General features: G+C 57.1%; 18 protein-coding genes. 6 read left to right on the top strand and 12 right to left on the bottom strand.

Features of this window, described 5'->3' with window-relative positions; genetic code table 11:
• The 3 genes from radA to katB form a co-directional block, all read right to left on the bottom strand.
• A complete protein-coding gene (radA, locus tag AP059_RS14350) occupies positions 1–1,371 on the bottom strand; it encodes a DNA repair protein RadA (RefSeq protein ID WP_048362434.1) in 1,371 nt (456 codons plus the stop codon).
• 45 nt (positions 1,372–1,416) lie between these two features.
• Positions 1,417–1,947: an ankyrin repeat domain-containing protein gene (locus AP059_RS14345; protein WP_059763943.1), complete on the bottom strand. Its 531-nt coding sequence runs from the start codon at positions 1,945–1,947 to the stop codon at positions 1,417–1,419.
• Between the two features lie 88 nt (positions 1,948–2,035).
• Complete coding sequence (gene katB / locus AP059_RS14340; protein WP_371260634.1) at positions 2,036–3,553, bottom strand: catalase KatB; 1,518 nt, start codon at positions 3,551–3,553, stop codon at positions 2,036–2,038.
• A gap of 310 nt (positions 3,554–3,863) precedes the next feature.
• Here katB and mscL point away from each other — a divergent pair, with 310 nt between their 5' ends.
• Positions 3,864–4,280 (top strand): large-conductance mechanosensitive channel protein MscL, encoded by a 417-nt coding sequence (gene mscL / locus AP059_RS14335; protein WP_059763938.1) that lies wholly within the window; start codon positions 3,864–3,866, stop codon positions 4,278–4,280.
• A gap of 62 nt (positions 4,281–4,342) precedes the next feature.
• On the opposite strand, the gene AP059_RS14330 is transcribed toward mscL, so the two are convergent.
• Positions 4,343–5,119, bottom strand: a complete 777-nt coding sequence (locus tag AP059_RS14330; RefSeq protein ID WP_059763936.1) for a ferredoxin--NADP reductase — start codon at positions 5,117–5,119, stop codon at positions 4,343–4,345.
• Positions 5,120–5,539: 420 nt separating this feature from the next.
• Here AP059_RS14330 and AP059_RS22070 point away from each other — a divergent pair, with 420 nt between their 5' ends.
• Together AP059_RS22070 and AP059_RS14320 are read left to right on the top strand one after the other, a co-directional pair.
• Entirely contained in the window at positions 5,540–6,289 is a 750-nt protein-coding gene (locus AP059_RS22070; RefSeq protein ID WP_082706811.1) for a LuxR family transcriptional regulator, read from the top strand.
• Between the two features lie 161 nt (positions 6,290–6,450).
• Positions 6,451–7,575, top strand: a complete 1,125-nt coding sequence (locus AP059_RS14320) for a methyltransferase (RefSeq protein ID WP_059763933.1) — start codon at positions 6,451–6,453, stop codon at positions 7,573–7,575.
• A 182-nt stretch (positions 7,576–7,757) separates the two neighbouring features.
• Here the strand turns inward: AP059_RS14320 and AP059_RS14315 are convergent, their stop codons facing one another.
• Genes AP059_RS14315 through AP059_RS14305 form a run of 3 tightly spaced genes read right to left on the bottom strand, consistent with a single transcriptional unit; the run spans position 7,758 to position 10,432 of the window.
• The gene (locus AP059_RS14315; RefSeq protein WP_048362428.1) at positions 7,758–7,925 is read right to left on the bottom strand and encodes a DUF2474 domain-containing protein; all 168 of its coding nucleotides are present in this window, start codon (positions 7,923–7,925) and stop codon (positions 7,758–7,760) included.
• A 56-nt stretch (positions 7,926–7,981) separates the two neighbouring features.
• Positions 7,982–8,989 carry a cytochrome d ubiquinol oxidase subunit II gene (gene cydB, locus AP059_RS14310; protein ID WP_048362427.1) on the bottom strand — a complete coding sequence of 336 codons (1,008 nt, stop codon included), beginning with the start codon at positions 8,987–8,989 and terminating at the stop codon, positions 7,982–7,984.
• A gap of 3 nt (positions 8,990–8,992) precedes the next feature.
• Complete coding sequence (locus tag AP059_RS14305) at positions 8,993–10,432, bottom strand: cytochrome ubiquinol oxidase subunit I (protein WP_059763931.1); 1,440 nt, start codon at positions 10,430–10,432, stop codon at positions 8,993–8,995.
• A gap of 405 nt (positions 10,433–10,837) precedes the next feature.
• Between AP059_RS14305 and AP059_RS14300 the strand changes: the two genes are divergently transcribed.
• Entirely contained in the window at positions 10,838–12,064 is a 1,227-nt protein-coding gene (locus AP059_RS14300; RefSeq protein WP_059763928.1) for an MFS transporter, read from the top strand.
• Between the two features lie 102 nt (positions 12,065–12,166).
• Here the strand turns inward: AP059_RS14300 and AP059_RS14295 are convergent, their stop codons facing one another.
• Positions 12,167–12,604, bottom strand: coding sequence for a DUF4879 domain-containing protein (locus tag AP059_RS14295; protein ID WP_059763926.1), 438 nt, complete (start codon positions 12,602–12,604; stop codon positions 12,167–12,169).
• Positions 12,605–12,814: 210 nt separating this feature from the next.
• Between AP059_RS14295 and AP059_RS14290 the strand changes: the two genes are divergently transcribed.
• Positions 12,815–14,110, top strand: coding sequence for an NCS2 family permease (locus AP059_RS14290; RefSeq protein ID WP_059763924.1), 1,296 nt, complete (start codon positions 12,815–12,817; stop codon positions 14,108–14,110).
• Positions 14,107–15,195, top strand: a complete 1,089-nt coding sequence (gene trmA, locus AP059_RS14285; RefSeq protein WP_059763922.1) for a tRNA (uridine(54)-C5)-methyltransferase TrmA — start codon at positions 14,107–14,109, stop codon at positions 15,193–15,195. Before AP059_RS14290 ends, trmA begins: the two co-directional genes overlap by 4 nt.
• Positions 15,196–15,482: 287 nt before the next feature.
• On the opposite strand, the gene AP059_RS14280 is transcribed toward trmA, so the two are convergent.
• The 4 genes from AP059_RS14280 to AP059_RS14265 all read right to left on the bottom strand — a co-directional run bounded on the left by AP059_RS14280 (position 15,483) and on the right by AP059_RS14265 (position 20,672).
• A complete protein-coding gene (locus tag AP059_RS14280) occupies positions 15,483–16,811 on the bottom strand; it encodes a TolC family outer membrane protein (RefSeq protein WP_059763919.1) in 1,329 nt (442 codons plus the stop codon).
• Positions 16,808–18,133 (bottom strand): HlyD family type I secretion periplasmic adaptor subunit, encoded by a 1,326-nt coding sequence (locus tag AP059_RS14275; protein WP_059763917.1) that lies wholly within the window; start codon positions 18,131–18,133, stop codon positions 16,808–16,810. Before AP059_RS14275 ends, AP059_RS14280 begins: the two co-directional genes overlap by 4 nt.
• Positions 18,130–19,884 carry a type I secretion system permease/ATPase gene (locus AP059_RS14270; protein WP_059763915.1) on the bottom strand — a complete coding sequence of 585 codons (1,755 nt, stop codon included), beginning with the start codon at positions 19,882–19,884 and terminating at the stop codon, positions 18,130–18,132. The genes AP059_RS14275 and AP059_RS14270 overlap by 4 nt, the downstream gene beginning before the upstream one ends.
• A 158-nt stretch (positions 19,885–20,042) precedes the next feature.
• Positions 20,043–20,672 (bottom strand): heme acquisition protein HasA, encoded by a 630-nt coding sequence (locus tag AP059_RS14265; RefSeq protein WP_059763913.1) that lies wholly within the window; start codon positions 20,670–20,672, stop codon positions 20,043–20,045.
• Positions 20,673–20,704: the final 32 nt, after the last annotated feature.

Genomic DNA, 20,704 nt, shown 5'->3' with positions numbered 1-20,704 from the left:
TTATTCCTCGAATAAAGCATCCAGCGCCTGCTCCAGACGGGTCACGCCGATAATCTGCAATCCCGGTGGCGACTCTTTCGGGGCATTGCCCTTGGGCACGATGGCGCGTTTGAAACCATGTTTGGCGGCCTCTTTCAGCCGTTCCTGACCACTGGGCACTGGTCGTACTTCACCTGATAAACCGACTTCGCCAAACACCAGCAGATCGTGGGGCAGCGGACGATTACGCAGGCTGGACATCACGGCCGCCATCAATGCGAGGTCGGATGCGGTCTCCAGCACTTTGACCCCACCCACCACGTTGAGAAATACGTCCTGATCGTGGGTTGGAATGCCGCCATGACGGTGCAACACCGCGAGCAGCATCGCCAGTCGGTTTTGATCCAGCCCCAGCGTTACACGGCGCGGGTTGGACATATGGCTGTCATCCACCAGCGCTTGCACTTCGACCAGCATCGGCCGCGTGCCCTCCCATGTCGCCATGACCACGCTACCGGGGACTTCTTCTTGTGCTCGCGTCAGGAAAATCGCCGAAGGGTTGGAGACTTCTTTCAAGCCCTTGTCGGTCATGCCGAATACACCCAGTTCGTTGACCGCACCGAAACGGTTTTTTACTGCACGCAGTAACCGCAGACGCCCGTCGGACTCACCCTCGAAATACAACACGGTGTCGACCATGTGTTCCAGCACACGCGGGCCTGCCAGCGCGCCCTCTTTGGTCACGTGGCCAACGAGGAAGATCGCCGTGCCGCTGGATTTTGCATAGCGCACCAACAACGCAGCACTCTCGCGCACCTGCGACACTCCGCCTGGCGCCGACTGCAACTGCTCAGTGAAGATGGTCTGGATCGAGTCGATCACCATCACCTTGGGTTTTTCGAGCTTGGCAGTGGCGATGATGTTTTCGATGCAGGTCTCGGTCATCACCTTCAGTTGATCCTGCGGCAAGCCCAGCCGACGTGCGCGCATGGCCACTTGCTGCTGGGACTCTTCGCCGGTCACATACAGCGCGGGCATGCGCGTCGCCATGTGACACAAGGTTTGCAGCAGGATGGTGGACTTGCCGATGCCGGGGTCGCCACCGATCAACACCACGGAGCCATCTACCAGACCGCCGCCAAGTACCCGGTCCAACTCACCGGAAGCCGTAGAGAAACGCGGGATTTCTTCGATGCTGACTTCGGCCAGGGTTTTGAGCTGAGCTTGTTGACCCGTCCAGCCGCTGCGACCGCTGGGCGGAGCCGCTGCGCCACTTTCAACGATGGTTTCGACCAAGGTGTTCCACACACCGCACTCGGCGCACTGCCCTGACCACTTGGGAAAGGTTGCACCACACTCGGTGCAGCCGAAAATGCGCTTGGGCTTAGCCATCTGAACTCCACGGAAAAACCGCGATGATAGCCCACCCGGCCCGGATCAGTGCGACACCGGCATGCGGATTTCACCGTTGGCCAGCCGAGCGGCACTGTTGCCCAAGGGGTCTTCGGCGTTCAGATCGGCCCCTTTACCCGATAAGTCGTTGAGCAGTTCAACCCGTTTGAACAGGCCCGCGTACATCGCGGCGGTCTGGCCTGCGCCGTTGCGCTGGTCAGGATTGCAGTCGGTGGCCAAAAGCCTGCGAGCGATCTTGAGTTCGCCTTTGAAAATCGCGCCCATCAGGGCTGTGTTACCGCGTTTGTCTTGTACACACGCATTGGCGCCCGCGGCGAGCAAGTGCTCCACGGCTTCGGACTGGCCGTGATACGCAGCCAGAATCAACGCGCTGTAGCCTTTGCTGTCTTGCGTGTCGAGCGAATAACCGGACTCGATGAAGGTGTCGAGCATCGCCACATCACCGCGGCGTGCGGCATCAAAGTAATAGTCCTGAAGCTGAACGCGCACATCGGGTTCTGCGGCGGCGCAAATGCCGCTGACAAGCAGCAAGGCCAGGGAAATAAAAATTCGCATAGTGAGTAACCTGCAATGACGCGTTTGAATCAAAAGCCCCTCACCCCACCCTCTCACAGGGAGAGAAGGGTGGGGTGAGGTCTAGCGGTTAATCCACCAGTTTGGCTGCCAGAGCCTTGACCCGTGCCAAGTCACCTTTGGCCACTTTTGTCACACCTGTGCCGTACTCAGGATCAGCTTTGTAGAGGAACGACAAGATGATGTGCTTGCTTTCATCATCTGTTGTGGCCAGCGACCCGCCGAAGCTTTCAATCAGATCGTTACGCTCTTTCTTGTTGAATGAGCGGTACAAATCACCGGCCTGTTTGAAGTTTTGCTCACGCGTGATCTTCGCTTGCTGGGTCGTACCCGACAGCGTCATTTCGCTGTAACGCGCGGACTGTGGTTCTGCGCGCGGCTCCAGACGGCTAGGCTGATAGTTCACACCACTGCTGGTGTGACCCAGGTTCATCGCGCCGTCCTGATTGCCATTGTTCACCGAAACCCGTGGCGCGTTGATCGGCAGCTGCATTGCGTTAGCGCCCAAACGGTACATCTGGGTGTCGGCGTACGAGAAGACACGCCCTTGCAGCAAACGGTCTTCCGACGGTTCGATACCCGGTACCAGGTTGGCCGGAGCCATCGCGACCTGCTCGGTCTCCTGGAATACATTCGCCGGGTTGCGGTTAAGCACCATCTGGCCGACTTTACGCTCAGGCACATTCGGCCAGATTTTGGTCGCGTCCAACGGGTCAAAATCGAAAGTCTTCAGGTCTTCAGGCTTGAGCACCTGCACGTACAAGTCCCACTTGGGGAAGTCGCCGTTTTTGATGTGAGTGACCAGATCGTTGCTCATGTGGCTGTAGTCTTTGCCTTGAACCTCAGTCACTTGTTTCGGATCAAGGTTCTTCAGGCCTTGCAGGCTTTTCCAGTGAAACTTGACGTAGCGCACGTCGCCCTTCGCGTTAACCAATTTGTAGGCGTGCACACCGTTGCCGTCCATTTCACGGTAGCTGGCGGGCGTCCCCGCGTTGGAGTACAGCTCGGTCAGCGTGCGGGTCGCTTCTGGAACGTGGGAGAAAAAGTCGAAGCGGCGTGAGTCATCGTCCAGATTGGTGCGCGGATCGGGCTTGAAGGCGTGAACCATGTCCGGGAACTTGATCGCGTCACGAATAAAGAAAGTGGGGAAGTTGTTACCTACCAGGTCCCAGTTACCCTCTGCGGTATAGAACTTGGTAGCAAAACCACGCGGGTCACGCAGGGTTTCAGGCGAATGGTTGCCATGTACCACGGCCGAGAAACGCACAAATACCGGCGTGACTTCACCCGCTGCAAATACCTTGGCTTTGGTCAGATCGCTCAAACCATGGGTCACGGTGAACGTGCCGTGAGCGCCCGTACCGCGAGCATGTACAACGCGCTCAGGAATACGCTCGCGGTCAAAACGTTGCAATTTTTGCAACAATTGCACGTCTTGCAGCAGCACTGGACCGTTGGCTCCAGCCGTTTGAGAGTTTTGGTTATCACCAACAGCCGCGCCGTTGTCGCGCGTCAATGTGGCGGCGTGAACAGACGCCGACAGCAAGCTTGCGCTCAAAATACACAGCAGGCGACGCTGTGAAAGCATTCCGAAGCCAAGGGGGGTGGCCATGTGTAGATCCTCTAATTATTGGGTGCGCATCAACGTGCACTGAGCGAAGGCTAGAGGTCCGCGCCGCGAATTCTAAATAGAAAGGTCTCAAGTCAGCCATTAAGAAAAAAAGCTGGCATAGGACGATTTAATCGAGTATTTGGCGCCCCCTTGGCAAGCGGGTGAAAACTTATGACGCTTGAGCAGGTCGATGACTTGCGCATACAGGCAGTCAACCGGTCGGGCAATATCCCCAATGCTGATTTACACTGCGTTTACCAATCTCATCTGTAACAAGGAATAACCTATGGGCGTGATAAGTGAGTTCAAGGCCTTCGCGGTCAAAGGAAACGTGGTCGATATGGCCGTGGGTATCATCATCGGCGCGGCGTTTGGCAAGATCGTGTCGTCCTTCGTCGGCGATGTCATCATGCCCCCCCTGGGATTGCTGATCGGCGGCGTGGATTTCAGTGACCTGGCCATTACCCTTAAAGCTGCCGTAGGCGATGCGCCGGCCGTGGTGCTGGCTTACGGTAAATTCATCCAGAGCGTGATTGATTTCATCATCGTCGCCTTTGCTATCTTTATGGGTGTCAAGGCGATCAACCGTCTAAAACGCGAAGAAGCCGTTGCTCCGAGTGCCCCCGCCCTTCCTTCAAAGGAAGAAGAGTTGCTGGGCGAGATTCGTGATCTGCTTAAAGTTCAGAACAATCGACCTGAATGATCAATGAAAAAAACGGCGCCTGCAGGCGCCGTTTTTTATTCATTATTTTTATAAACAAACAACTACCAGTAGTTCTCAACTGCGACTTGCCCGGGTCGACGCGTCAAACTTAGTTGCATATTCCGTTCTTTCAGCAACTTACGCGTATCGTCAATCATCTGAGGGTTACCACACAACATGACCCGCGAATGTTCTGCAGTTAACTGAGCGCCCACCCTCGCCTCAAGTTCACCACTCTCAATAAGCGTGGTTATTCGGCCATGCAGTTCACCCGGTATTACCTCCCGAGTAACAATCGGCACATAGGTAAACTTGTGCGCATGCTGGGCGAGATACTCACGCGTCGTTAACTGATGGATCAAATCCTGATACGCCAACTCTTTTTGTTCCCTGGCGCTGTACACCAGAATAATGCGCTCAAATTTTTCCCACACCTCAAAGTCTTGCAGAATCGACAGAAACGGCGCGACACCCGTGCCCGTCGATAGCAACCACAGATCACGACCATCCACAAATCGGTCAAGCGTCAAATAACCGAAGGCCTGACGCTCAACCAGCACGCTATCACCTACCTGCAAACGACTGAGTTCACTGGTAAATTCTCCTCCGGGCACCACAATCGAGAAAAACTTTAGAAACTCATCATAGGGTGAAGACACCATTGAGTAGGCGCGCCAGACCGTGCTGCCATCGGCCTTGGTCACGCCCAGTCGGGCAAATTGACCGGCCGTAAACCGGAACCCCTGATCACGCGTAGTGCGCAGGGTGAAGAGGCTGGGGGTCAACGGTGTGACTTCAAGGAGGGTTTGACGGGTGAATTTTTCTGCACTGGCAGTCATGGTGCACTCCATTGGCTAGTGCGCCTAGTGTCGCGCAAAGCAGCGGTGAGGAACACCGACGGTTTGTGATGGCATTGTGTTCACAGCGCGGCGCAGTCAATAGCGCCTTCCAATAGCTCAATAGTCTATTGATAGAGCCTATATAACCCCACTCTTCAAGTGGTATTGCACCTATTACCCCCGGCCTACAAGCACGTAACATTGGCGTCAAAAAAATGCACCCCCTTGACCTTATTTTCATGACACCCATCATGTCCTTGGCCGTTATCGAATATCGATACTAGTGCAATTACACCAATTTTTTTGTACATGACCAAGTTCAAAATACATTGAATGATTTTGAAATGTCCTACAAAACTAAACTACTATGAAGATCGTCATGCAAATTGGATCACATTATTAGGGGCAAGGGATCTCCTCATGAAAACTCACAGTATCTTCTATGAAAATCAATGCATTACTCAAAAATCCGAGACTCAGCTCGCAGAGTACACACTCAAAAAGATAGAAGCCTATGGCTTTAACTTCTTTTTGTTCAGGTTAATCCCGCGTTTTGGGAACATCTCAACGCATAGCAAAATAATTACAAACTATCCGAATGGATTTATGGAATTGTATGAGAAAAACCATTACGTGCAGAAAAACCCTATTGTTATTCACTGCCAACTCTCTATCTCACCCATTATTTGGGATGAAGAGCTGTTTCGTGACACACCCGAAATTTGGGATGAAGAGCTGTTTCGTGACACACCCGAAATTTGGGCAGGCAATCAAGCGCACGGTTTGAATTACGGGTGGTCGCAGTCGGTACATGACACAAAGGGGGTGGTCAGTATTTTGAGCCTGGCCAGGTCTTGCACCCCACTCACTGAAGATGAGTTTGAAGACAAGGCAGCCGGTGTGTTGTGGTTGTGCAACCAATTACACACCTGCATGACAACCCGGTACTTGCCACGCCACGTGGAACAGGCCCAACCCCACCGACTTTCAGCGCGAGAGTCAGAAGTACTGAAATGGACCGCTGAAGGAAAAACGGCTTTCGACATTGGCATGATTCTTAGCCTGACCACCCGTACGGTGAATTTCCATATCAGCAGTGCCATCCGAAAAATGGGGGCGAACAATAAGACCTCCGCCGTCGTCATCGCGACCAAGTCCGGCCTGTTATAAACGGGCCGTATTGCCGCTCCCCAGCATTCACCTGATAAACGCATCAGGTAATCTCCTGCGAAAAAAAGTAAAATCGCGCACACCTGTAAAACCCACGGACTCCAGCGTTGCTACCTGCCCCACGGCACACACGCCGCTGCGATTCCTCAGAGTTTGTCCAAATGCCTGTGCTCGAAACCCCTTTCGCCCAACTCCAGTTGATCCGCCAGCCAGAACAACAGAATGAGCCTTTACAGGCTTTTGATGCGGCGGATGAATATTTGCTTAACCACCTTGCCGAACAGGGGCTGCCTTCTGGCAGCCGCGTTCTGGTGCTCAATGACAGTTTTGGTGCACTGGCTATCAGCCTGGTTAGCACGATGGACGTTACCAGCAGCAGCGACTCATGCCTCGCCATTCAAGCCCTGGAAAAAAATCTGACGCGTAATCACCTCGCATTTGATGCGGTCAAGGTCACGCCCGCCAGCGAACCTCTGGTGGGGCCTTTCGACTGCGTGTTGATTAAAGTCCCCAAGACACTCGCACTGCTTGAAGAGCAACTGATTCGTTTACAAGGTCAATTGGTGCCCGGCACCCCGGTGATCGCTGGTGCCATGGTCAAACACTTGCCACGTGCTGCGGGGGATCTTCTGGAGCGTTACATCGGTCCGGTTCAGGCATCTCTGGCGGTAAAAAAAGCGCGCTTGCTGAGCGCGCAGGTGCAAGCCAAGCCCCTTTTCATATCGCCTTATCCGACGCGTTATCACCTGGATGAGCCAGCCATTGAACTGCTCAACCATGCCAACGTGTTCTGCCGGGAAGGCCTGGACATCGGCACTCGCGCCTTCCTCCCGCATCTGCCAAAAAACCTGGGTGCAGCGCGGGTGGCCGATTTGGGCTGTGGCAATGGCGTATTGGCCATCGCCAGCGCACTGAACAACCCGGATGCTCATTACACACTGGTCGATGAGTCGTTTATGGCAGTGCAATCGGCCCGTGAAAACTGGCAGGCGGCATTGGGCGATCGCGACGTGATCGTGCGGGCTGATGACGGTTTGGCAGGCCAGGAACCCCAGTCTCTGGACGTGGTGCTGTGCAACCCGCCGTTTCATCAGCAGCAAGTGGTGGGCGACTTTCTGGCGTGGCGCATGTTCCACCAAGCCCGCGAGGCGTTGGTGGTTGGAGGCGCGCTGTATATCGTCGGCAACCGCCACTTGGGCTACCACAGCAAGCTGGCCAAGCTGTTTCGCGGCGTAGAACAAGTGGCCGCCACGCCCAAGTTCGTGATTCTGAAAGCGCGCAAATAAACGCTGATGCCTTTAGTGGCAACCCACGCACGAAGGCTGCGAAGTAAGGTTGTGACCCATCGCAGCCTTTGCCCCGCGCAGCGACTACGGCGTTGCCGGCAGCCGAGGTAAAAAAAAACCGCCGAAGCGGGTTATAAATCCGTGCTGCAAGGCAACGGGATGGGAAGTCGGTGGCTGCCTGATCAGTGGGTTTTCATACCCGCCGCCGACATGAACAAACGGACCAGCATGGCAAACACCGCCAGGCTCGCCACGCTGGCGGTCCAGATCACCAGCAACCAGCCAATGCGTTGCCACAGCGGCTTTTTCTCGCACTCTTGCACGTCGTTTAGATAATCTTTTCCAGCCATGTTCAGGCACTCCTCTGAAGGAAATGGCTGCGGCCCTCAGGCCGCAGCAGGCACGTCTAGTGGTAGCCGTCTTCGTGGGTCACCTTGCCGCGGAACACGTAGTAGCTCCAGAAGGTGTAACCCAGAATGAACGGGATGATGAACAAGGTCCCCACCAGCATGAAACCCTGGCTTTGCGGCGGCGCGGCCGCGTCCCAGATTGAAATCGAGGGCGGGATGATGTTCGGCCACAAGCTGATGCCCAAACCGCTGTAACCCAAGAAGATCAACACCAGGGTCAACAGAAACGGCGTGTAATGGGCATTGCGGGCAATCGCTTTAAGCAGGCCATACATCGTCACCAACACCAGAATCGGCACCGGCAAGAACCAGAACAGGTTAGGCAAGGTAAACCAGCGCGCGGCGATGTCTGAATGCGCCAACGGTGTCCACAGGCTGACAACGCCCATCAATACCAGCACAGCCAGTGCCAGCGGGCGACCCAGTTTGTGCATGCGCGCTTGCAGGTGGCCCTCGGTTTTCATGATCAGCCACGTGCAGCCCAGCAAAGCGTACGCCACGATCAGCGCAATCCCGCAAAACACAGTGAAGGGCGACAGCCAGTCCAGTCCACCGCCGGCATACTGGCGGTTGACCACCGGGATGCCGTCAATGAAGGCACCCAGCGCCACCCCTTGGAAAAAGGTCGCCGCCACCGAGCCGCCGATGAACGCCTTGTCCCAGATATGACGCTTCTCGGCACGGGCCTTGAAGCGAAACTCAAAAGCCACGCCGCGGAAAATCAAGCCAATCAGCATCAACATCAATGGCAGATACAACGCTGACAACACTACCGAATAGGCCAGTGGGAAGGCGCCAAACAACGCCGCGCCCCCCAATACCAGCCAGGTTTCGTTACCGTCCCAAACGGGGGCAACGGTATTCATCATCACGTCGCGATCTTGCTCGCCCTTGATGAACGGAAAGAGGATGCCGATCCCGAGATCGAAACCATCCATCACCACGTACATCATGATCCCGAAGATGATGATGATTGCCCAGATAAGTGGCAGATCAATACCCATGACTCAATTCCCCTTATTCAGGCTGTCGCTGTGGCCTTCTTCTGTACCCTCATGGGCAGCAGACAAAGGACGGGCAGGCGTGCGTTGCTGGCCTGGACCACCGGAGGGGTGTGCATCACCTTCATGGGTGATCGGGCCTTTGCGCACCAGGCGCATCATGTAACCCAGCCCCACACCAAACAGTGAGAAGTACACCACCACAAACATGATCAAGGTGATGCTCATCTGCGTCACGCTGTGGTTAGACGAGGCATCTGCGGTGCGCATCAAGCCGTACACCACCCACGGTTGGCGACCCACCTCAGTGGTGAACCAGCCCGCCAGAATCGCGATCAGCCCCGACGGCCCCATCCACAACACTAGGCGCAAGAACCAACGGTTCTCGTACAACGTGCCACGCTTGCGCAGCCACACACTCCACAGTCCGATGAAGATCATGATCATGCCCAGCGCAACCATGATGCGGAAGGTAAAGAACACGATGGTCGAGTTGGGACGGTCGGCGGCCGGGTAGTCCTTCATCGCCGGGATTTGTTTGTCCAGGCTGTGGGTCAGGATCAAGCTGCCGAGGTAAGGAATTTCAACCTTGTAATCGGTGGTTTCGGTTTTCATGTTCGGGATGCCAAACAGGATCAGCGGCGTAGGCTCGCCGGGCTTGTTTTCCCAGTGGCCTTCAATAGCCGCGATTTTCACCGGCTGATACTCAAGAGTATTCAGACCGTGAGCATCACCGATAAACGCCTGAACCGGCGCAACCACCAGGGCCATCCACATCGCCATGGAAAACATACGACGAATGGCGGGCGTGTTACGACCTCGCAGCAAGTGCCAGGCACCGGATGCACCGACAAAGAACGCGGTCGCAACAAACGCAGCGGTCGCCATGTGCGCCAAACGGTACGGGAACGAAGGGTTGAAGATCACCGCCAGCCAATCCACCGGGATCACACGGCCATCGATGATTTCAAAACCTTGCGGGGTCTGCATCCAGCTGTTGGACGCCAGAATCCAGAACGTGGAGACCAATGTGCCCAAGGCTACCATCGCGGTCGAGAAGAAGTGCATCCCTCGGCCCACGCGGTTCCAGCCAAAGAGCATGACGCCCAGAAAACCGGCTTCAAGGAAGAAGGCCGTGAGCACTTCATACGTCAGCAGAGGCCCGGTCACCGCCCCTGCGAAGTCGGAAAATTGTGACCAGTTGGTACCGAACTGATAAGCCATGACCAGACCGGAAACCACGCCCATACCAAAATTGACAGCGAAAATTTTCGACCAAAAGTGATACAGATCGCGGTACGTGTCGTCACGGGTTTTCAGCCACATCCCTTCGAGCACCATGAGATAACTGGCGAGACCGATGGTGATGGCGGGGAAAATGATGTGAAACGAAACGGTAAACGCGAACTGAATTCGGGCGAGATCTAAAGCCTCCAAACCGAACATAAGCCTTCCTCTATCAGGTATCAGGTCGTTCAGGACACGGGCACGGCGCCTGTATCCAACTGTCCCGCAGGCTCTGGCCACAGCGAATCAGCGTTCGCTCTTTTAACCACAGCGCAAAGGGGATCTGGCCGGCTGGCCATTCCAGATAAAACACGAGACGTTTTGATCTGGATCAAGCATTGCTGAAAGAGTAGTCCATTCCGGGCAGGCGGCTAATGTGGTTTGTTGTCGCGTGACAGGTTGTCCCAGGCCCCGGAATAGACCTTTGCAGGAACGATAGGTAATCGATAACCCGCCCTTTGCGCCGTACCGTCTGTCAGCTTTCAGACACCTTCTCCGCGTCATTCTTTGTTACAGATTAATGATAATCTCGCGATCTCCCTTGCCAGCACTCACGGCTTTTAGATGACCTCCCCGCCCTTGTTGCTTCGCCATCACCGACCGTTCATCGCCTTTTGGTTTGCGCGTATTTTCACCGCCAGTGCGTTTCAGATGCTGACTGTGGCCATCGGCTGGAACCTCTATCAACTCACCGGCAATGTGATGGACCTTGGCTGGGTCGGGCTGATCGAGTTCGCACCGCGCGTCATGTTTATGCTGCACACCGGGCATGTGGCGGATCGCTATGACCGGCGCAAGGTGGCGGCGTTATGCCAAACCCTGCAAGGCATGATTGCGCTGACGCTGGCCATCAGCAGCGCTACGGGCCATGTCACGCGGGAAATGATCTTCATCCTGGCGTTTTTGCTGGGCAGTGCACGTTCATTCGAGATGCCGAGCACACAAGCACTCTTGCCTTCCATCGTACCGGTGAGCCTGTTTCCACGGGCGGTCGCTGCCGCGCAGGCAGCACAACAATCGGCAACCATTATTGCCCCGGCGTTTGGCGGGTTGCTGTACGCCTTTGGCAGTGTGTGGGTATATGGCCCTTCGGTGGCGCTGTACCTGATTGCCGCATTGCTGATGAGCAACCTGCCAGCCCGTCAGGCCGCGCTTAATAAAGGCAAAGCCACGCTGGACTCACTACTGGGTGGGATTCGTTTCATCCGCAGTCGCCCTGATGTGCTCGGCGCCATCTCTCTGGACTTGTTTGCCGTGCTACTGGGCGGGGCAACGGCGCTGTTGCCGGTATTTGCCAAAGACATTCTGCTCACTGGGCCTTGGGGCCTGGGCATGTTGCGCTCAGCCCCTGCCGTGGGTGCGCTGTTAATGTCGTTGTGGCTTGCGCGGTTCCCCGTGGAGCGCAAGGTCGGGCGCATCATGTTCACGGCTGTCGGTGTATTTGGGGTCGCAACCATCGCGTTCGGGTTGTCGACCTCATTCTGGTTTTCAATGGCGGTGCTGGTAGTGCTGGGTGCAGCGGACATGATCAGCATGGTGATCCGCGCCTCGTTTGTGCAGCTCGAAACCCCGGATGAAATGCGTGGCCGCGTGAGCGCAGTCAATGGCCTGTTTATCGGCGCCTCGAATCAGCTCGGTGAGTTTGAGTCAGGGGCCACCGCCCACTGGTTGGGCACCGTGCCGGCCGTGGTGCTGGGCGGCATCGGCACATTGGTGGTGACCGGGCTGTGGATAAAACTGTTCCCCGGGCTGGCTAATCGCGACCGCATGGTCGAAGACAAAAATCCGTAATCCCCTTATGCGCGGGCTGCGAATGGGGATTACGGATTGAGGGGACTTTAAGAGATCGCGCCGTGTTGGAAAAAAACGGTGCTTCGCAGCCTGCGGCAGCGACTACCGTATATCGAGGCTGGCGCTGAGCCGGTCATGCGGCGGCACCAACGAAACGTTACTGAACTCAAACCTGCCGCCATCGGTGTTACTGAACGTGAAGGTGTGAAGGTAACCAACGGTGCTTCCTGCACCATTGCACACCACCAAACCTTCGGCCTGGTTGCATACCGGGGCGCTTTCGCCTCTCAACCTTTGGCCGTTGAACGTCACATTGGGCTGAGGGTTGCCATAGCCGCGCTCCAGTACATAGACGCGCACGTCTGAACCGTGGTGCTCGCGCACAGTACGCGTATTGCTGCCTACCTCCTCGTCAGCGCCCGTAACAGACGTCACCCGCAGGATTTCAATGCTGTCCAGCCGGGTCGCTGGCGCAGCGCTTAAACCCACACTCATAAACAGGCTGAAACAAGCTAAAACGAATTTAAATGTGCGCGTCATATGTCCCCCGAAAAACTGGCACACAGTATGCCTGTCACCTGCACGTTACAAAACATCGGCCCACACCAAAACCAAAGCAGCCATACGTCGAAGCTGCTGGTATGATGCGCGGCTTTTTCCGACAGACAGAAAATCTTCAGGCGTTCAAAGTCTGTGCTTTGCTGTTGAACACGATTTAATTACGGCGCCTGGGGCGCCACGGGGACTGGCATGCTGGAAAGGCTGTTTCAACTCAAGGCACACAACACCAACGTGCGGACCGAGATTCTTGCGGGTATCACCACGTTTCTGGCAATGGCCTACATCCTGTTCGTCAACCCGAGCATTCTGGGCGAAACCGGCATGGATAAAGGCGCGGTGTTTGTCGCGACCTGTCTGGCGGCCGCCATCGGCTCAGCAATCATGGGCATCATCGCCAACTACCCGATTGCATTGGCACCGGGCATGGGCCTGAACGCCTTCTTCACTTATACCGTGGTGCTGCATATGGGCCACACCTGGCAAGTGGCGCTGGGTGCGGTCTTCATTTCTGCTGTGCTGTTCTTTCTGTTGTCGATCTTCCGCATCCGCGAATGGATCATTAACAGCATTCCGCTGCCCCTGCGCTCGGCGATTGCAGCCGGTATCGGCTTGTTCCTGGCGCTGATCGCACTGGGTAACGCCGGCATCGTGGTGGCCAACAAGGCCACGCTGGTCGGCATGGGCGACCTGACCCAACCCAAAGTCATTCTCGCCTCGCTGGGCTTTGCCCTGATCGTGGCACTTGAAGCCATGAAAGTACGCGGCGCCGTGCTGATCGGCATTCTGGGCGTGACCGTGGCCTCCATCGTCATGGGCGTGACCGAGTTCGGTGGCGTGATGTCGATGCCGCCCTCGCTGGCCCCCACCTTCCTGCAACTGGACATCAAGGGTGCGCTGGACATCGGGCTGGTCAGCGTAATTTTCGCCTTCCTGTTCGTCGACCTGTTCGACAACTCCGGCACCCTGATCGGGGTTGCCAAGCGCGCGGGCCTGATGGGCAAAGACGGCCACATGCCGAAAATGGGCCGTGCCCTGATCGCTGACAGCACGGCGGCCATGGCCGGTTCACTGCTCGGCACCTCGACCACCACCAGCTACATCGAGTCGGCAGCGGGCGTGAGCGCCGGTGGCCGTACCGGTTTAACTGCCATCGTGGTCGGCATCATGTTCTTGCTGGCCCTGTTCTTCTCGCCACTGGCGGCCAGCGTACCGGCATTCGCCACCGCGCCTGCCCTGATGTTCGTGGCCGTATTGATGATGAGTGGCCTGGCTGAAATCGAATGGGATGACGTGACCGTCGCCGCGCCGGTGGTCATCACCGCACTGGCAATGCCGTTTACATACTCCATTGCCAACGGCATCGCCTTCGGCTTTATTTCCTGGACCGTGATCAAGTTGCTGTCGGGCCGCGCACGCGAGCTGAACGCGCCGCTGATCATTCTGTCGGTTCTGTTCGTGGTCAAGTTGGGTTGGTTTAACGCATGAGTGCCTTGCCGTTTGATTCTGCTACTTACGCCGTAGAACTGGAGGCCAAGGCCAACCGCCTGCGCGAGTTGCTGGCGCCGTTCGATGCGCCAGAACCTCAAGTGTTCGATTCGCCATTGAAAAACTTCCGCCTGCGCGCCGAGTTCCGCTTGTGGCGCGAAGGTGGCGAGCGTCACTACGCGATGTTTGCCCCAGAAGATAAACGTACGCCAATCCTGATCGAAGACTTCCCGATTGCCAGCCTGCGCATCAATCAACTGATGCCACAGCTCAAGGCCGCCTGGAAAGCCAGCTCGGCCCTGAGCCACAAGCTGTTTCAGGTCGAGTTCCAAACCACGCTGGCGGGCGATGCGATGGTCACCTTGTGCTATCACCGCCCGCTGGACGAGCACTGGCAAACGGCCGCCGAGCAACTGGCCAAAGACCTCGACATCAGTGTCATTGGCCGCTCGAAGGGCAAGCGTATCGTCATTGGTCGCGATCACGTCGTAGAAAAGCTCGAAGTCGCTGGCCGTGTCTTCAGTTATCAACAACCGGAAGGCGCCTTCACTCAGCCTAATGGCACGGTCAACCAGAAGATGCTCAATTGGGCGTACGACGCTTTGGGCGAACGGGCGGATGACCTGCTGGAGTTGTATTGCGGCAACGGCAACTTCACCTTGCCGTTGGCCACCCGTGTGCGCAAAGTGCTGGCCACCGAAATCAGCAAGACCTCGGTATATGCCGCACTGAACAACCTTAGCGACAACGCTGTGGATAACGTCACCCTGGTGCGCTTGTCGGCCGAAGAGTTGACTGAAGCCCTGAATGAAGTGCGTCCGTTCCGCCGCTTGCACGGCATTGACCTGAAAAGCTACGACTTCGGGAGCGTCTTTGTTGACCCGCCGCGCGCAGGCATGGACCCGGACACCTGCGAGCTGACCCGTCGCTTCGACAATATCCTGTACATCTCATGCAACCCGCTGACCCTGGCCGAAAACATCGCTCAACTGCATGACACTCACCGCATTGAGCGTTGTGCCGTGTTTGACCAATTCCCGTGGACGCACCACATGGAATCGGGTGTGTTGTTGGTTCGCCGGTAAACGCTTCGCGAGGCTGATAAGCGCGGTGTACCTGTTACACCAGATCGAGAATGGCTTTACGGCCACTACGCGCCCGATCGCAGCCTCGTGCCTCGTCAGCGGCTACATTTTCTGTCTTCCAAACGTGACGGGGCTGCGTGCTTTGTAGACGCTGGCGAGGCACGAGGCTGCGATGCGCGTAGCGGTCGTTCATCTGACCACTGCGGCATATCTGATACATCGTGCTCGCAGGGTTTTACGCGGATCCTGTAGGTGCGCGCTTGCTTCACGCAAGCGCTCTGCACCCTTCAAGATCGTTGAAAATAGCCCGCCATTTGCTGCAAATCTCCTTCGTTCAATAACCCCGCGTAGTACCTGAGTTGCACACGCGCCAGCAAGTAGGCGTACCGCGCCTCGGCCAAGTCGCGTTTGGCACTGAACAACTGCTGCTCGGCATCCAGCACATCCAGGTTGACCCGCTCACCACCGCGTACGCTTTTGTACGTTGCTTGCACGAGCGCACTGGCTGACTCCACTGCCATTTCATAAGCCCGGACTTTGGCCGCCGCACTGCTGCTGAGATTGAACTGCTTGCGCAGGTCTACCAATGTTGTCGCCGTCTGCGCGTCCAGTTCGTACTGCGCCTGGGACAATTGCCGCGCCGCCTGACGCGTCGATGCTGATACCGAGCCGCCCGCAAATAACGGCACGCTCAGTTGAATGCCCACGCTGTTGGTGTCGTACTTCTGGTTGTAGGTGCTTTCAGAATCCGAGCTGGTCTGTCGACTGCTGGCGTACAGGCTGAGTTTAGGAAAATGCCCGGCACGCTTACGCTCCACTTCGTACTCAGCCGAATTCAGTGCATGATGCTGCGACGCCAGTTCAGGGTTATTGGCCAGTGCCAACTCGCGCCAGTTTTCAAACCGCTGAGGCTCCAGCGGCTGAATATTGAAATGCGCCACCAACGGATCAAGTTGATCCACTTGTAACGGCTCACCGAGCATCGCCTCCAACTCACGCAAGGCAACGTCCTGGTCGTCTTGCGCCTCGATCTCTTGCGCCACGGCCATGCTCAGGCGTGCCTGGGTTTCCAGCACATCGGTGCGCGTGCCTTCGCCACCTTTGAGCAAGCGCTGATTGAGTTGCAAGCGCTCGGCAAAGGCCCGCTTCTGCGCCCGGCTCAGTTCAATGCGCTCCTGCGCCAACAACGCCTGGCTGTAGGCACTCAATACCCGCACCAACAGGTATTGGCTTTTACTGCGAAAACGCTCATCGGCAAACAATGCCTGCGCCGCACCTTGTCGCAAGCGGGCATACGCTTCGTAGTCCAGTAGCGGTTGTTGCAAGGTCAGAGTCGAAGCGTAGCTGCGGTAATCGCGGTCTGTACGGGTGCTGGCCTGGGTCACTTCAGAGTCGTTACGCGAGTTGGTGTAGTTCCACGTCAACGTAGGCAACAACGCGGAACGACCGAGAGCGCGGTTCTCCTCCCCTGCCGCCCGTTCTTGGATCGCGGCCTGAAAGGTCGGATCGTTATGCACCGCCAAGTCGTACGCTTGCAGTAAACCCAACGCGTGAGCCGATCCCGTCGAGATCACGCAGACGATCAATAAGGCAGCACTCAATCGACGCGCGCTCATTCCTCCACCATCGCCATGTGCGTACGGTCGAGCAACGGCTTGAACAAGTAATTGAGCATCGAGCGCTCGCCTGTACGGACAAAGGCTTCTACCGGCATGCCGGGGCGAATCTGCAACCCGGCCAGTTGCGCCATACCGGCTTCACTGACTTGGGCACGCAAGGTGTAATACGGCTCGTCGGTGCGTTCATCCACTTGACGGTCCGCCGACACCAGCGTGACTTCGCCCGCCACCCGCGGTGTGGTGCTTTGGCTGAAAGCAGAGAACATCAGCTCAACCGGCAACCCTGCGTGAACCTTGTCTGCCAGCTCAACCGGCACTCGTGCTTCGACCAGCAAAGGCTCGCCTTGGGGCACGATTTCCATTAATGCCTGGCCAGGTTTGATCACGCCGCCTTCGGTAAACACGTCCAGCCCCACAACGATGCCGGATGCCGGGGCGCGCAGTTGGCTGTTGGCCAGTTCAAACTCTGCCGAGGCCAGCCGGTTACGCAGGTCTTGGGTGCGTACACGGGTCTCAGCCAATTGCGTGCGCACCTCTTTCTGGTACTCCTCGGCCAGTTGACGAATTTTAAGACGCATTTCCTGAACTTGACGCTGTAATTGCCCGATACGGCCGTAGTCTTCGCTGATCGAACCCAGTACTTGCGCATACACGCGCTCACTGTCTAGCAGGCGGTTGCGCGGGATGTAGCCATCACGGGCCAGTTCGCGCAGGCCCGCCAATTGCTCGGTGAGGGCGCTGCGTTGCAGCACTTTATTGGCCTGTGAGTCTCGCACCCCACGCAATTGCGCCTCGGCACCCGCAATGCTTTCACCTATGCCCTGCTGATCGAGCAGTAACGCCTGACGCCGACTGCTGAACAACTGCCGTTGCAACGCCAGGTTTGACGCAATTTCAGGGTCGTTCTTGAGCGTCAGCAACTGAGGTTGAAAGGTCACATTCGCAGCACCATCGCCCTCGGCATTGAGTCGTGCCTCACTGGCCAGCGCGCCATAAAACTGGCTGCGCAACGATTGCGCCTGACCCAGCAGCGGCGTCTCCTTAAGGCGGATCAGTACCTGCCCGGCCGTGACCTTGTCGCCATCGCGCACATCAATTCGTTCAACGATCCCGCCCGTGGGGTGTTGCACCACTTTGCGGTGGCCCGACACCATGACTTTGCCTGACACGGCGACGCCTTTGTCCAAAGGGGCGAAGGCCGCCCACCCTAAAAACCCGACAAATCCCCCGAGCATCAGCAGCCAGCCCAGGCGCGAATAACGGGTGTCGTCCAGTTGCAATACGTTGCTGTCCACCGGTTTTACGTTTGAACGGCTCATGCTTTACCCGCCTGCGCCGTGCCAAGGTGGTAACTCACATTCATCGCCGGTTTCGGCGCAGGGGCTTTGACCGGTGCGGGTGTACCGAGCACCTTGGCTGTTGGACCAAAAGCTTGCAGTTGCCCGTCGCGCAGGATCAACAGTTGGTCCGTGAGGGTCAGGACATTGGGTTTGTGAGTAATCAAAATCAACGTTCGCTTAAGGGATTTGAGGTGGGTAATGGCCTGCAACAACGCCTGTTCTCCCGCTTCATCCAGGTTGGAATTAGGCTCATCGAGCACGATTACCGCGGGCAAGCCATACAGGGCCCGTGCCAGACCGATACGTTGTTTCTGCCCCCCCGATAACCCGGCACCCCCCTCGCCGAGGCGGGTTTCGTACCCTTCGGGCAGTTGCAGAATCAGCGCATGCACCCCGGCCATTTGCGCCGCGGCCAATACCTTGTCGGCGTCCACCTCTGCGAAGCGGGCGATGTTTTGCGCGATGGTCCCGGCAAACAGCTGGATGTCCTGTGGTAAATAGCCCAGATACGGCCCGAGTTGGTGCTTGTCCCATTGCGCTAGATCGGCGCCATCCAGTCGTACTTTGCCGCTCAGCGGTTGCCAGACACCCACCAGCAACCGCGCCAGCGTGGATTTACCGCAGCCCGAAGGCCCAATGATCCCCAGCACGTGCCCGGCCGGCAGGTTAAAGCTCAGGTTGGCCAGCGTGGCGCGGCGCGTACCCGGCGCACTGGCCCCCAAGTGCTCGACAGACAATTCACCGCGTGGCGCAGGCAACGCCATGCGCGCGGCGCGCGGGGGATGGGCATGCAGCAGGGCTTCGAGGCGTTGATAGGCCAGACGAGCTGAGGTCCATTGCTTCCAGACGCCAATCAATTGATCGATAGGGCCAAGCACCCGGCCCATGAGGATGGAACCCGCAATCATCATCCCCGCCGTGATTTGCCCTTGCACCGCCAGCCATGCACCCAGCCCGAGCACCAGCGATTGCAGGGCCAAACGCACACCTTTGGACCAGGCCGTGACGGTCGCAGTCTTTTCGCTGGCCAGGTTCTGCTGCGCCAAAAACGCGGTGTGCTGCGCCAGCCAACGCCCGCGCAACGTGTCGAGCATGCCCATCGCCTCTATCGCTTCGGCGTTGCGCAGGTGCGCGCTGGCCTGTTGCGTCGCCTCGACCGAGAGTTCACTGGCGGCTTTCAACGGACCTCGCGACACCCGCTGATTGATCCACGCCAGCGCCATCAGCACCACGGCGCCACCCAGCGCCAATAACCCGAGCCAGGGGCTAAACATGAAAATCACGCACAGATACACCGGAAACCACGGCGCATCGAAAAAGGCGAACAACGCATGACCGGTGGCAAACTGGCGCAAGCTCGTCAGGTCGTTCAGTGCCTGCCCGGCGGCCGGGCTACCGGTGCGTAACTGCGCTTCAAAGGCCGCGTCGTACACCCGTTGATTCAGGCGCATGTCCATTTGCGTGCCGAGGCGGATCACCACCTGGCTACGCACCCATTCCAACGCGCCCATCAGGCCAAACAGGCCGAGGATCATCAGCGTCAGCATCAACAGGGTCATTTGATTGCCCGACGCCAGCACCCGGTCGTACACCTGCAACATGTACAGCGCCGGTGCCAGCATCAGTAAGTTGATCACGGCCGAAAACAGCCCGATGTTGAAAAATGCACGCTTGTAGGCCGTCAAGGCAGCCAGCATCTCATTGGCGACGTGGGCTTTGGGCCGGGTCATGAAGGTATTCCGTGAGCGAAGAACCAACAAAACCGCGCACACCGGGGGGAGCGTGCGCGGCATAACGGTGCTCTTGCAGTGGCTGCGTCAGGCGCGAAGGTCGCTCCAGCGTATGGCGCCTTCAGCGTTGGGCAGCAACGACAAGAACCAGGCGGGTGTTACGCCGCCAACGCCCAGTCTTGGGCCACGTCTTGCACACCCACCAGACCGATGTCGGCCGCCAGCGGTGCATCGGCGTGAGCCAGGCCAGCCGCTGCCAAATCGTCGAAGGTGGATTCGGTAGACAGGCCAAACTCACTCAGCAGGTTGTTGAGTGCACCTTCCAGACCCGCAACGTTGCCTTTCATCAAGCCGTAGATCACGTCCTGTACGGCGTTGCCTGCACGGCCTGCGTCGCTGGCGGCGGAGAGGTCGAGGCCGTTGAAGGAAGCCGTGAAGTCATCCAGACCAAAATGGGCGCCATTGCCTCCATTTAGACCCGAGCCCAAAGTCACGGTATCCAACTCACCCCACAGATAATGGTTCATGTTATCGCCAGGGGAGATTTTCGGATTGAATACATAATTCAGGCCGTTATCGGTGTCGCTGCCGGCAATAAATGCATAGTCCGAGCTATTGGCACCGTGGGTGGCATATTGTTCGCCGCTCATTGCACGCCCTCCGGTATTAAAGCCCCCCGTATTACCCGTGCCATGACCGGCAGTATTAAACCCGGTCGACCATGCACTCAAAGCATCCTGAACAGAGAATGCACCAAATGCAGAATTGTAAGTAATTGAAATAGTCATACCTAAACCTTTTCCTTGGAGAGTTAGTAATA

Source organism: Pseudomonas sp. TAA207 (assembly GCF_001529285.1).
Taxonomy (GTDB): domain Bacteria; phylum Pseudomonadota; class Gammaproteobacteria; order Pseudomonadales; family Pseudomonadaceae; genus Aquipseudomonas; species Aquipseudomonas weihenstephanensis.
Note: the sequence above shows the minus strand (reverse complement) of the source record. Positions and strands in the feature narration are given on the sequence as shown.